Origin of the sequence: Streptomyces sp. H39-S7, from assembly GCF_027158205.1 — a bacterium.
Classification (GTDB): domain Bacteria; phylum Actinomycetota; class Actinomycetes; order Streptomycetales; family Streptomycetaceae; genus Actinacidiphila.
In genome coordinates this window covers 121843-134218 of sequence record NZ_JAPVLU010000019.1, presented here as the reverse complement: position 1 = coordinate 134218, position 12376 = coordinate 121843, and the positions used below count along the sequence as shown (strand labels likewise).

Here is a 12376-nt window from a genome sequence, read left to right as displayed (position 1 = left end):
ACCCGCGTGCTCCCACTCAGCGCCCGTGAGCCCCCGCTCAGTGCCCGCGTGCCGCCCGGATGCTCTCCTCGATGCCCGGGAAGGCGAACGTGAAGCCCGAGTCGAGCAGCCGCCGCGGCAGCACGCGCTGGCTCATCAGGACGTCCTCGGAGAACTCGCCGAGCGCGATGCGCAGGGCGAACGCCGGGACGGCGGCGAGGGTGGGCCGGCGCAGGACGCGGCCCATCGCGGCGGTCACCTCGCGGTTGGTGAGGGGTTCCGGTGCCGTCAGGTTCACCGGCCCCGACAGGCTCCCGGTGTCGATGATGTGGCGGAAAGCGGCGATCTCGTCGTGCAGGGAGATGAAGCTCCAGTACTGGCGCCCGTCGCCGAGCCGGCCGCCGAGCCCGGCGTTGAAGAGCGGGAACAGCCGCCCCCAGGCGCCGCCCGCACGCGACACGACGAGCCCGGTGCGGGCGAACACCGTCCGGATGCCGGCCGCGGCCGCGGGCTCCGCGGCGGCCTCCCAGTCCCGGACGACGCCGGCGAGGAAGTTGTCGCCGGACGGGCCGTCCTCGTCCACCGGCCGGTCACCGGTGTCGCCGTAGTACCCGACCGCGGTACCGCAGACGAGAACCTTGGGCGGGGTGTCGAGGGACGCGACGGCCCGGGCGATCGCGGTGGTGCCCAGGACCCGGCTGTCGTGGATCTCCTTCTTGTACGCGGCGGTCCAGCGGTGGTTGCCGACGCCCGCCCCGGCGAGGTGGACGACCGCGTCGCAGCCCGCCAGCCCCTGGACGTCCACGAACTGGCGCGCGGGGTCCCAGCGGACCTCGTCGGGGCCGGCGGGTTCGCGCCGGACCAGGCGGGAAACCTCGTGCCCGTCGGCGCGGAGGGAGCGGACGAGGGCGGAGCCGATGAGGCCCGAAGCGCCGGTGACTGCGATACGCATGGGGCCTATTCTGCCCGCGCCGGGTCCGCACGGGGTGCTGCCAGGGCCGGGAGCCGTGCATGGCAGAGTAAGCCGGTATGTCAGATGTGATGATCCGTCCGGCGACCTACGCCGACGAAGCCGGCCTCATCGGGATCGACGTCCGCACCTGGTCCCCGTTGCACGCGGTGCAGCCGCAGCCCGACCCCGGCGAGCCGTTCTACGACGAGCGCCACACGCCCGAGGAGATCCTGGTCGCCGAGATCGACGGCCGGCTGGCCGGCTACGTGCGGATCGTCCTGCCCACCCCGCTGCGGTGCAACGCGCACGTCCGCCAGATCCAGGGGCTCGCCGTGGACACCTGGGCCCGCGGCCGGGGCATCGCCCGCAGGCTGATGGACGAGGCGCTGCGGGAGGCGGGCCGGCAGGGCGCGACCCGGATGACGCTGCGGGTGCTGGGCCACAACGCCCCGGCGCGGCGGCTCTACGAGTCGCTCGGATACACGGTCGAGGGGGTCCTGCCGGGCGAGTTCCTGCTGCAGGGCGCCTACGTGGACGACGTGCTGATGGGCCGGCCGCTGGACCTCACCGCAGGGCAGCAGGCCACGCCGGCTCCGTAGCCGATCCGCGGCCCCGGGCGCCCGTCAACGGCGTCAGGCCGCGCCCGCCGTCAGCCGAAACGGGCCCACAGCTTGGGGAAACGGTCCGCCATGAGGTCCGTGTCGTCCATGTCCAACCGCTCGCCCTCCGGGTCGCCGGGCCGCGGCAGCTCCAGGTCGGGCAGTCGCACGCCGGTGAGCTGCTCGTACGCCTCGTCCGCCGCGTACCCCAGCTCCTCGGCGTCGCCGTCGACCTCCGGGTCGAACTCGGTGACGAGGAAGGCCAGGTCGTCGGGGCTGTGCAGGGCGCCCTCGAAGACGTGCCGGCCCTGGCCGATCAGCCAGCAGCGGAAGAAGTCGAACGCCTCGTCGTCCGCGCCGCCCAGCATGATGTCCGCGGCGCTCCACACGTCCCACCGGAAGGCCCGCGCGAAGCGGGTCTCGAAATGCCGCGCGAAGTCCGTGACCGAGTCCGGATCGAGCAGCGCGAGCCGCTCGATCAGCAGATCGGCCTGTTCCTCCGGATCACCGTCCGCGGCCGCGCGGGTGCTGTCGATGATCTCCCAGAACTCCGTCTCGTCCATCACGCGTCCAGCTTCCCGGTTGCCGGGGCCGGACGCACGCGGAGTGCCCCGTATGCGCCCGTGTCGTTACGCACGTTTGGCCTCATTGGCCGGATGACGTCGCAGAGCGCTCCCCCGGCGGTCGCGGAACGCGACGGAAGAACTCATTCCGCCAGGCTCAGCTGGTACTCCACGGTCTGCCGCACGGGCACGAAACCGAGCCCCGCGTTGATCGCGACCATGTGCCGGTTGTCGTCGGCGTTGTCGGTCTCGATCTCCGTCACCGCGGGCTGCCCGGCCGCGATCCGCTGGATCATCGACGCCTTCATCCAGCGCCCGAGGCCGTGCCCGCGATGGCGGGGGACGACGGCCGTGTCGTGCTGCAGCGCGCGCCCCGCGCCGTCGGCCGGCACGACCAGCTCGGTGTAGCCGGCCACCGAGCCGTCCGCGTCACTGATCGCGGCCACGGTGATCAGCTGTTCCCCGCGCTTGGCGAAGACCTCGGCGATGGACCGGACCCGCTCGGCGGTCCACGGGACGTGGCCGAGGTCCATCCCGCCGGTCGGCATGTCGTCCATGGCCTGCTTGGCGAGCGCGAAAGCGTCGATCAGCCCGTCGGGGGCGACGCCCTCCCAGGTCTCCAGCCGGTAGCCCGGATGCACCTCGGCGGCGAGCGCGCCGATCGCGGCCGCGTCCATGCTGTCGAACCGCAGCCGGCGCCAGGTGAGCTTCAGGACCGGGGTGAAGGCACGGGTGGCCAGGAAGCGGTCGCCCGGGGTGCCGACCGTGGTTCTCGTGATGAGGCTGCGGCGCCCGTCGTCGCGGGCCGCGCCCACGGCGGTGGCCAGCAGCCGGGAACCGGCACCGAGCCGCCGGTGGGCGGGGTGCGAGTACAGCTCCAGGGAGGCGAGATGGGAGCGCCCCGGCTCGTCGAACAGCCGCAGCGCGGCGGTTCCCACCGGCGCGCCGGCGGTGTTCCGCGCCAGCCACAGCAGCTTGCGGCTGTAGGCGCTCGGCGTCGCGAGCTGCGCGTACACGTCCTCGGACGCGGGCACCGGATCGCCGGGCAGGTCGTGGCCCAGGGCGGCGGCGAGCACCTGGTACCAGTCGTGCAGCTGCGTGCCGGTGGGGTCGGTCAGCAGATCTATGTGGAGCGGCAAGATGCCTCCGGAGGAAACCTGACACAGGGTGTCGGGTATGGCTGCGACGGTCGTGCAGTACGAACCACTACAGGAGGTCCAGCATGGCCGACAAGCAGAATGACGATGACGGGTTCGGGAGCACGCCCCAGGGCACGACCCCGGGCGCGCTCCAGGGCAAGGTCGTCCTGGTCGCCGGAGCCACCCGCGGCGCCGGGCGGGCGATGGCCGTGGAACTGGGCCGGGCCGGCGCCGTGGTCTACGCGACCGGCCGCACCACGCGCGAGCGCCGCAGCGAGGTGAACCGGCCCGAGACCATCGAGGAGACCGCGGAACTCATCGACGCGGCCGGCGGCACCGGCATCGCGGTACCGACCGACCACCTCGACCCCGAGCAGGTCCGCGCCCTCGTCGACCGGATCGACCGCGACCACGGGCGGCTCGACGTCCTCGTCAACGACACCTGGGGCGGCGAGGCCTACATCGACTTCGACACCAAGATGTGGGACATCGACCTGGAGAAGGGCCTGCGGATGCTGCGCCTCGGCGTCGACAGCCACCTGATCACCAGCCACTGCGCGCTGCCGCTGCTGATCCGCAGGCGCGGCGGCCTGGTCGTGGAGATCACCGACGGCACGGCCGAGACCAACAAGGAGTACCGCAACAGCCTGTTCTTCGACGTCACGAAGAACGTGCCGATCCGGATGGCGTTCGGCCTGGGGAAGGAGCTGGCGGAGTACGGCTGCACCGCCGTCTCCCTCACCCCCGGGTTCCTGCGCTCCGAGCAGATGCTCGACACCTTCGGGGTGACCGAGGCGAACTGGCGCGACGGGGCGAAGGTCAGCCCGCACTTCGTCATCGCGGAGTCCCCGGCCTTCATCGGCCGCGCCGTCACGGCCCTCGCCACGGATCCGGACGTGGCCCGCTGGAACGGCCAGTCGCTGTCCAGCGGCCAACTCGCCCAGGTCTACGGCTTCACCGACACGGACGGCTCGCGCCCGGACGCCTGGGGCTACCTCGCGGAGGTGGCGTCCGGTACCGGGGAGGTTCCCGTCGAGGATTACCGGTAGGACGCGTCGTCGGATCTCTTACGGCTACGGCTGCGGCTCGTGCCGCGCGTACCGCTCCGCCATCGCCCTGGCCGCCTCCGCGAAGCGCTCGCGCAGCCCGTCCGGCGCGATGACCTCGGCCTCCGGGCCGAGCGCGAGCAGTTGGGTGAAGGCGACGTCGAGTGATTCGACGGGGAGGGTGACGGTGACGCCGGTCCGCCCGTCGGGCGGGCCGGCCGCGTCCAGCGCCGCCTGCGCGGCGGCCCGGTCGACCACGGCGGGCAGCCGCCGGGCGCCGGCCTCCGTGAGCCGTACGACGACCTCGTCGCGCAGGATCGCGCGGGCGAATTCGGCGGCGCGCTCCGCCCAGAAGCCGGGCAGGTCGAAGCCGGGATCCCGCTCGAAGCGGCCGCCGGGGGCATCGGTCGCGGCCGGGACCGGCTCCACGGCGGTGAAGCGGTCGACGCGGTAGACCCGGTACTGCCCCGCCGCAGGGGTCACGGTACGGGCCGCCAGGTACCAGATGCCGCCCTTCAGGACCAGGCCGTAGGGCTCCAGCTCCCGCTCCACCTCCCGCTCGCCCCGCCGGTAGCGGGCGCTGACGGGGCGGTCGTCCCAGACGGCGTCGGCGAGTGCGGGGAGCAGCGGTGGTGTCTCCGGTTCCTGGTACCAGCCGGGCGCGTCCAGGTGGAAGCGCTGGGCGGCGGAGTGCGAGGCGTCCCGCAGCTCCGGGAGCAGGGCCGCGGTGACCTTGAGGCGGGCGGCGGAGCCGGTGTCCGCCAGGCCCATGTCGCGCAGCGCGCCCGGTACCCCGGACAGGAACAGCGCCTCCGCCTCGTTCCGTCCCAGCCCCGTCAGGCGCGTCCGGTACCCGCCGACGAGCCGGTAGCCGCCGGCTCTGCCGCGCTCGGCGTACACCGGCACGCCCGCCTCCGACAGGGCCAGCACGTCCCGGGCGACCGTGCGCTCGGAGACCTCCAGGGCCTCCGCCAGCTCGGCGGCCCGCATCGAGCCGCGGTTCTGGAGCAGCAGGACGAGGTGGATCAGCCGCGCCGCGCGCATGGTGGTGCCTCCCGTCCCGTACGACGTCCTGTGCAACGCCGACGCCCCCGGCCCGGAGTACCGGGTCGGGGGCGTCGGACTGCGATGGCCTGACCGCGTCGGGGACGCGGTAGCGGTCCTAGAGACCGATCTCGGTCTCGAACTCGGCCGCTTCCAGGATCTCCTTGACGGCCGTCAGGTAACGGGCCGCGTCGGCACCGTCCACCAGGCGGTGGTCGTAGGAGAGCGCCAGGTACGTCATGTCGCGGACGCCGATGACGGTGCCCTCGGCGGTCTCGATGACCACCGGACGCTTGACGGTCGCGCCGATGCCCAGGATGGCGGCCTGGTTCGGGGGCACGATCACCGTGTCGAACAGCGCACCGCGCGAGCCGGTGTTGCTGATCGTGAAGGTGGCGCCGGACAGCTCGTCCGGGCTGATCTTGCTCGCCCGGACCTTGCCGGCCAGCTCCGCGGTCCGCTTGGAGATACCCGCGATGTTGAGGTCGCCCGCACCCTTGATGACCGGAGTCATCAGACCCTTCTCGGAGTCCACCGCGATACCGATGTTCTCGGAGTCGAAGTAGGTGATGGTGCCTTCGTCCTCGTTGATCCGGGCGTTGACGACCGGGTGGGCCTTCAGCGCCTGGGCCGCGGCCTTGACGAAGAACGGCATCGGCGAGAGCTTGACGCCCTCGCGCTGCGCGAACGCGTCCTTGGCCTTGTTGCGCATCTGCATGATCTTGGTGATGTCCACCTCGACCACGCTGGTGAGCTGCGCCTGGCTGTGCAGCGCCTTCATCATGTTGTCGCCGATGACCTTGCGCATGCGGGTCATCTTGACCGTCTGGCCACGCAGCGGGGACGCCACGGGGGCGGCCTTCGGAGCGGACGCGGCGGCCGGGGCGGCGGCGCTCGCCGCAGCGGCCTTGGCGGCCTCCGCGGCGGCGATGACGTCCTGCTTGCGGATGCGGCCACCGACGCCGGTGCCCTTGACCGACGACAGGGTCACGCCGTTCTCGGAGGCGAGCTTACGGACCAGGGGGGTCACGTAGGCGCCGTCGTCACCCGAGGAGGCCGGCGCCGGAGCGGCGGCCGGGGCCTGGGCGGGAGCGGCGGGTGCCGGAGCCGGGGCGGCGGGCGCGGCCGGAGCCGGTGCCTGGGCCTGCGGGGCCGGGGCGGGCGCGGGGGCCGGAGCGGCGGGGGCCGGAGCGGGCGCGGGGGCCGGAGCGGCGGGGGCCGGAGCCGGAGCGGCGGCGGCCGGGGCAGCGGCCGGAGCGGCACCCGCGGCGCCGATGACGGCGAGCTTGGTGCCGACCTCGGCGGTCTCGTCCTCGTTGATGAGGATCTCCAGGAGGACACCACCGGTCGGGGCCGGGATCTCGGTGTCGACCTTGTCCGTGGAGACCTCGAGCAGCGGCTCGTCGGCCTCGACGGTCTCGCCGACCGCCTTCAGCCAACGGGTGACGGTGCCCTCGGTGACCGACTCGCCCAGTGCGGGCAGCAGGACCGGGGTTCCCTCGGAGGAGCCGGAGGAAGCCGCGGGGGCTTCGGCAGCGGGGGCCTCGGCGACGGGGGCCGGCGCGGGGGCCTCGGCCGGGGTGGACGCCTCGGTGGAGGGGACCTCGGCGGGAGCCGCGGCCGGAGCCTCGGCGGCGGGCGCGCCCGAGCCGTCGTCGATGATGGCCAGCTCGGCGCCGACCTCGACCGTCTCGTCCTCGGCCACCTTGATGGAGGCCAGGATGCCGGAGGCGGGCGACGGGATCTCGGTGTCGACCTTGTCGGTCGACACCTCGAGCAGCGGCTCGTCTGCCTCGACGCGTTCACCCTCGGCCTTGAGCCAACGGGTGACGGTGCCCTCGGTCACGCTCTCGCCGAGCGCCGGAAGGGTTACGGAAACCGCCATGGTTGCGGTTGCTCCTAACGATCTGTGCGGATGGGTGCGTGCTGAGGGGCTTAGTCGTGCGAGTGCAGCGGCTTGCCCGCGAGGGCCAGGTGGGCCTCGCCGAGCGCCTCGCTCTGCGTCGGGTGCGCGTGGATGAGCTGGGCGACCTCGGCCGGCAGCGCTTCCCAGTTGTAGATCAGCTGGGCTTCGCCGACCTGCTCGCCCATACGGTCACCGACCATGTGGACGCCGACGACGGCACCATCCCTGACCTGGACGAGCTTGATCTCGCCCGCGGTCTTGAGGATCTTGCTCTTGCCGTTGCCCGCGAGGTTGTACTTCAGGGTGACGACCTTGTCGGCGCCGTACAGCTCCTTGGCCTTCGCCTCGGTGATACCGACGGAGGCGACCTCCGGGTGGCAGTACGTGACGCGCGGCACACCGTCGTAGTCGATCGGCACGGCCTTGAGACCGGCCAGCCGCTCGGCTACCAGGATGCCCTCGGCGAAGCCGACGTGCGCGAGCTGGAGGGTCGGGACGAGGTCACCGACGGCCGAGATCGTGGGCACGTTGGTCTGCATGTACTCGTCGACGATGACGTAGCCGCGGTCGATCGCGACGCCGGCCTCCTCGTAACCCAGGCCCTGCGAGACCGGGCCGCGGCCGACGGCGACGAGCAGCAGCTCGGCCTCGAACGTCTTGCCGTCGGCGAGGGTCACCTTCACACCGTCGGCCGTGTACTCCGCCTTCTCGAAGAAGGTGCCGAGGTTGAACTTGATGCCGCGCTTGCGGAACGCGCGCTCCAGCAGCTTGGAGCTGTTCTCGTCCTCGAGCGGGGCCAGGTGCGGCAGGCCCTCGACGATCGTGATGTCCGCGCCGAAGGACTTCCACGCGGAGGCGAACTCGACGCCGATGACGCCGCCGCCCAGCACGATCGCGGACTTCGGGACGCGGTCCAGGACCAGCGCGTGGTCCGAGGAGATGATGCGGTCGCCGTCGATGTTCAGGCCCGGCAGCGACTTCGGCACGGAGCCGGTCGCCAGCAGGAGGTGGCGGCCCGTGTAGCGCTCGCCGTTCACATCGACGGTGGTGGGGGAGGACACCCGGCCCTCACCCGCGACGTAAGTGATCTTGCGGCTGGCGACCAGCCCCTGCAGACCCTTGTACAGGCCCGCGATCACGTCGTCCTTGTACTTGTGGACACCCGCCATGTCGATGCCATCGAAGGTGGTCTTGACACCGAACTGCTCGCTCTCACGAGCCTGGTCGGCGATCTCGCCCGCGTGCAGCAGAGCCTTTGTGGGGATGCAGCCGTTGTGCAGACACGTGCCACCGAGCTTGTTCTTCTCGATCAGGGCGACGTCCAGGCCCAGCTGCGCCGCGCGCAGCGCCGCGGCGTAACCGCCACTGCCGCCGCCGAGGATCACTAGGTCGAAAACGGTGCTGGCGTCGTTCGCCACGTCACGTCCTCCATGCATGGGTACGCCGGAGCCGGTCTGTGGTGACCGGGCGGCGGCTGTTTATCGGCCGCTATGTCTGAAAACTTTGAAAACTGGGCCCTGTCGTGCCGACCAACATCTTCGCACTTGTTCGCGGCGGACGGGTCACCGGGCCGTGGTCTGAGACGGACTTAAGCCTCATCCTGGGAGGCTACTGGCCCGTAAGGGGCACTCCGGGCGCTGGAATCTCGCTGAGGGCGAACACCTGCCCGGTCGCGCGGACGGCCCCGGGCGTGCTAGCCCGGGGCCGTACGTTCGTACAAGCGAGCACTGCATTCCGGCTGAAACGCGCCGCCGGAAGCATGCCCGGATCCCGCGTGAACCCGTCGGCTACAGAACGTCGCCGGCGGCGGCCTTCTCGACCAGCCGGACCAGGGTGCGGACCGCCGTGCCGGCGCCGCCCTTGGGGGTGTAGCCGAACGGCGCGCCCTCGTTGAACGCCGGGCCCGCGATGTCCAGGTGCGCCCAGGTGATGCCCTCGCCCACGAACTCCTGGAGGAACAGACCGGCCACCAGGCCGCCGCCCATCCGCTCGCCCATGTTCGCGATGTCCGCGACCGGCGAGTCCATCGCCTTGAGGAGCTCCGGCGGCATCGGCATCGGCCACGCCTGCTCGCCCGCCTCCGTCGCCGTCTCGTGCACCGAGGTACGGAAGCCGTCGTCGTTCGACATGATCGCGAACGTACGGGTGCCGAGCGCCAGCACCATCGCGCCGGTCAGCGTCGCCACGTCCACGATCGCGTCCGGGTTCTCCTCCGAGGCGCGCGTCAGCGCGTCCGCCAGGACCAGCCGGCCCTCGGCGTCCGTGTTGAGCACCTCGACGGTCTTGCCCGAGTACATCTTCAGCACGTCACCGGGGCGCGTCGCGTTGCCGCCCGGCATGTTCTCCGCCAGCGCCAGCCAGCCGGTCACGTTGACCTGCACGCCCAGCTTGGCCGCCGCCACGACGGTCGCGAACACGGCGGCCGCGCCGGCCATGTCGCACTTCATCGTCTCGTTGTGGCCCGGGGGCTTCAGGGAGATGCCGCCCGAGTCGTACGTGATGCCCTTGCCGACGAGCGCGACGGTCTTCTTCGCCTTGGGGTGGGTGTACGCCACCTTCACCAGCCGCGGCGGGGTCGCCGAGCCCCGGCCGACGCCCATGATGCCGCCGAAACCGCCCTTGACCAGCGCCTTCTCGTCGAGCACCTCGACCTTGAGGCCGTGCTCCTTGCCCGCGGCCTGGACCGCGGCCGCGAAGGCCTTCGGGTTCAGGTCGTTCGGCGGCATGTTGATCAGGTCACGCGCCCGGTTGACCTCCTCGGCCACCGCGGTCGCCCGCTCGGCCGCGGCCTTGTGCGCCTTGTCGCGCGGCTTGGCACCCACCAGGGCGATCTCGCCCAGCGGACCCTTGCCGGAGGCGCTGTCCACCCGGTACGCCGTGTACGCGTACGCGCCCAGCAGTGCGCCGGTCGCCACCGCCTCCACGCCCGCCGCGTCCACGGCCGGCAGCGCGAACGCCGCCTTCTTCGTCCCGCTCAGCGCACGCGCCGCCGCACCGGCGGCCCTGCGCAGCGCCTCGGCGTCGTAGCCGGCACCGTCGGCGGGCGTCGCACCCAGACCCACAGCGAGCACCACCGCCGACTTCACGCCGGACGGAGCCGGGAGCTTCGTCACCTCGCCCTCGCCACCGGAGGCGCCGAGGAGTTCCAGCGTCGCGGCGAGCTTGCCGTCGAACGCGGCGTCCACGGCCTCCGCACCGGCGGCGACCTCGGGGCCCTTGGCGCCCTTGGTCACGCCGATGACAACGGCATCCGCGCGCAACGCTGCGCCGGAGGAAGTGCTGAGTGTCAGTGCAGTCACGGTGAGGGTGGTCCTGTTCCGTCGAATTGTGTCGGCCAAGGGGTGGGCCGGCCGCGCCCCTCGCATCGTATTCCGCCACGCCCGCGGGGCGGCACGCCAGGGCGGCGTCGGCTGCGCCGCGCCCGAGCCTACGCCTGACGCGGCACGTCGGCGGCTCCCGCCTTGACCCTGGCGAGGAACGCCCGCAGCCGGGCGGGCGTGGTGGTGACGACCACCCCGGGTGCGGTGCTTTCGCGTAGGGCTACGCGGGGGCCGGTGGTGGCGAGCTGTATGCAGTTGCTGCTCTCACCGCAGTACGACGACTTCTGCCAGTCCGACATGGAGTGGTCCTGCCTTTCAGAGGCTCTGGGCGATCGCGCGGATGAAGTCCCGGGACTCTCCGGGCTCGAGAGCCACCAGGTCAAGGCCGTCCAGGATGCTGCGGTACTTGGCCAGCTGAGCCTCGGCGTCCAGGAGCGCCGGACCATGCGACTGATCGAGCAGCACGGTGTCCAGCTGCGGGACTGCGCCGGACGCGTAGGCGATCGTCTGACCGGAGCCGGGGAAGCCGCCCGCGGCGAAGGGGATCACCGTGACGGTGACGCTGTCCCGCTCGCTCACGTCCAGGATGTGCTGCAACTGCTCCCGCGAGGCCGTCCGGCCGCCGAACTGCATCCGCAGGGCGGCCTCGTGGATGACTGCGGTGTAGGGGAGCGGGGCGTCCCGGTAGAGAACGGCCTGCCGCTTGATCCGGTGTGAGAGTCGGTGTTCGATCTCCGGGGGCGGCAGCGTGGGTACCACCTCGCGGAAGACGGCCCGTGCGTGGTCGACGGTCTGCAGCAGGCCCGGCAGGCTGACGGTCTGCGCGGTGCGCAGCTCGACGGCGTGGTGCTCCAGCTCGGCGATGTCGAGCATGCCGGGCGGCAGGACGCCGCGGTACTCCTCCCACCACTGACGTTTGCGCTCGCCGGTCATCTCGGTCAGGGCTTCGATCAGCTGGCCGTCCGAGCAGTCGTAGTTGCAGGCCAGCGTTCTGACCCGGTCCGCGCTGAGCCCGACCCGGCCGGTCTCGATGTTGCTGATCCGCGCCTGGTCCCCGCCCAGCAACGCCCCGGCCTCGCGGGCGGACATCCCCGCCTTCTCCCGAAGCTTGCGCATCTCGGCACCCAGGCGCTGCTGTCGCGCAGTTGGCGTTGTCCTCGGCGGCATTGGCCCCTCTTTCCGATCACGCCAAGTCTGCCGTTCTGGGCCCCGAGGGTCCACAAGTCGATGGATTTACCGTGTTTGGTAGAAACCATCTAACTATCCGTCCTACAGTGTGACGCACGCCACTCCAACTCGGCCCGGAGAAGCCCATGTATGCCATGCAACCGCCCTGTCCCGATCGCCCCACTCCCAGCGAAGCGTGGGAGTACGCACTCCAACTGCCGCACGATCCGCGCGCGCCCGGTGTCGCCCGGACGACCGTCCGGGCGGTCCTCGTGGCGCACGGTTTACGCGAACTGGTCGACACGGCGGCGCTGTTGACCTCCGAACTGGCGACGAACGCGTACCGCTACGCGCAGGGCCCGGCCTCCCTGCGGGTGATGTGGCAACCGCACCGCCTGCGGGTGACGGTCCGGGACAACAACCCGGAACTTCCGGCAGCGTTGGCGCCGGATCCGGATCCGGACGCGGACGGCGGGCGCGGCCTCTTCCTGCTGGACCTGTTCGCGGACCGCTGCGGTGGATACGCACTGGGGGAGGAGCCCTTCGGACTCTCCGGCAAGCTGATGTGGTTCGAACTGGCAGCGCGCTAGTGCTGTGACCGGGAACCTTCGCCGGGTTGCTCGTTGTGCTGGTTGGAAGTGACGACGCTTCCAACCAGCAT

12 protein-coding genes are annotated in these 12376 nt (G+C 71.8%); 3 read left to right on the top strand and 9 right to left on the bottom strand.

What is annotated here, in order from left to right; translation table 11 throughout:
• Positions 1-37 precede the first annotated feature (37 nt).
• A complete protein-coding gene (locus tag O3X23_RS20190; RefSeq protein ID WP_443047907.1) occupies positions 38-931 on the bottom strand; it encodes a TIGR01777 family oxidoreductase in 894 nt (297 codons plus the stop codon).
• Between the two features lie 77 nt (positions 932-1008).
• Between O3X23_RS20190 and O3X23_RS20185 the strand changes: the two genes are divergently transcribed.
• Positions 1009-1530 carry a GNAT family N-acetyltransferase gene (locus tag O3X23_RS20185; RefSeq protein WP_269272834.1) on the top strand — a complete coding sequence of 174 codons (522 nt, stop codon included), beginning with the start codon at positions 1009-1011 and terminating at the stop codon, positions 1528-1530.
• Positions 1531-1580: 50 nt separating this feature from the next.
• Here the strand turns inward: O3X23_RS20185 and O3X23_RS20180 are convergent, their stop codons facing one another.
• Entirely contained in the window at positions 1581-2093 is a 513-nt protein-coding gene (locus O3X23_RS20180) for a DUF4240 domain-containing protein (protein WP_269272875.1), read from the bottom strand.
• A 143-nt stretch (positions 2094-2236) separates the two neighbouring features.
• Entirely contained in the window at positions 2237-3232 is a 996-nt protein-coding gene (locus O3X23_RS20175) for a GNAT family N-acetyltransferase (protein ID WP_269272833.1), read from the bottom strand.
• 83 nt (positions 3233-3315) lie between these two features.
• Here O3X23_RS20175 and O3X23_RS20170 point away from each other — a divergent pair, with 83 nt between their 5' ends.
• Entirely contained in the window at positions 3316-4281 is a 966-nt protein-coding gene (locus O3X23_RS20170; RefSeq protein WP_269272832.1) for an SDR family oxidoreductase, read from the top strand.
• A 24-nt stretch (positions 4282-4305) separates the two neighbouring features.
• Here O3X23_RS20170 and O3X23_RS20165 read toward each other — a convergent pair whose 3' ends face one another.
• The 6 genes from O3X23_RS20165 to O3X23_RS20140 form a co-directional block, all read right to left on the bottom strand.
• Positions 4306-5322: a helix-turn-helix transcriptional regulator gene (locus O3X23_RS20165; protein WP_269272831.1), complete on the bottom strand. Its 1017-nt coding sequence runs from the start codon at positions 5320-5322 to the stop codon at positions 4306-4308.
• Positions 5323-5440: 118 nt separating this feature from the next.
• Positions 5441-7207, bottom strand: coding sequence for a 2-oxoglutarate dehydrogenase, E2 component, dihydrolipoamide succinyltransferase (sucB, locus tag O3X23_RS20160; protein ID WP_269272830.1), 1767 nt, complete (start codon positions 7205-7207; stop codon positions 5441-5443).
• Positions 7208-7257: 50 nt separating this feature from the next.
• The gene (gene lpdA / locus O3X23_RS20155) at positions 7258-8646 is read right to left on the bottom strand and encodes a dihydrolipoyl dehydrogenase (RefSeq protein WP_269272829.1); all 1389 of its coding nucleotides are present in this window, start codon (positions 8644-8646) and stop codon (positions 7258-7260) included.
• Between the two features lie 369 nt (positions 8647-9015).
• On the bottom strand, positions 9016-10527 hold the full coding sequence (locus O3X23_RS20150) for a leucyl aminopeptidase (RefSeq protein WP_269272828.1): 1512 nt from the start codon (positions 10525-10527) through the stop codon (positions 9016-9018).
• A gap of 128 nt (positions 10528-10655) precedes the next feature.
• Positions 10656-10847, bottom strand: coding sequence for a DUF397 domain-containing protein (locus O3X23_RS20145; RefSeq protein WP_269272827.1), 192 nt, complete (start codon positions 10845-10847; stop codon positions 10656-10658).
• Positions 10848-10863: 16 nt separating this feature from the next.
• Positions 10864-11715: a helix-turn-helix domain-containing protein gene (locus O3X23_RS20140; protein WP_269272826.1), complete on the bottom strand. Its 852-nt coding sequence runs from the start codon at positions 11713-11715 to the stop codon at positions 10864-10866.
• A 146-nt stretch (positions 11716-11861) separates the two neighbouring features.
• Here O3X23_RS20140 and O3X23_RS20135 point away from each other — a divergent pair, with 146 nt between their 5' ends.
• On the top strand, positions 11862-12305 hold the full coding sequence (locus tag O3X23_RS20135; protein ID WP_269272825.1) for an ATP-binding protein: 444 nt from the start codon (positions 11862-11864) through the stop codon (positions 12303-12305).
• The last annotated feature ends 71 nt before the right edge of the window (positions 12306-12376 follow it).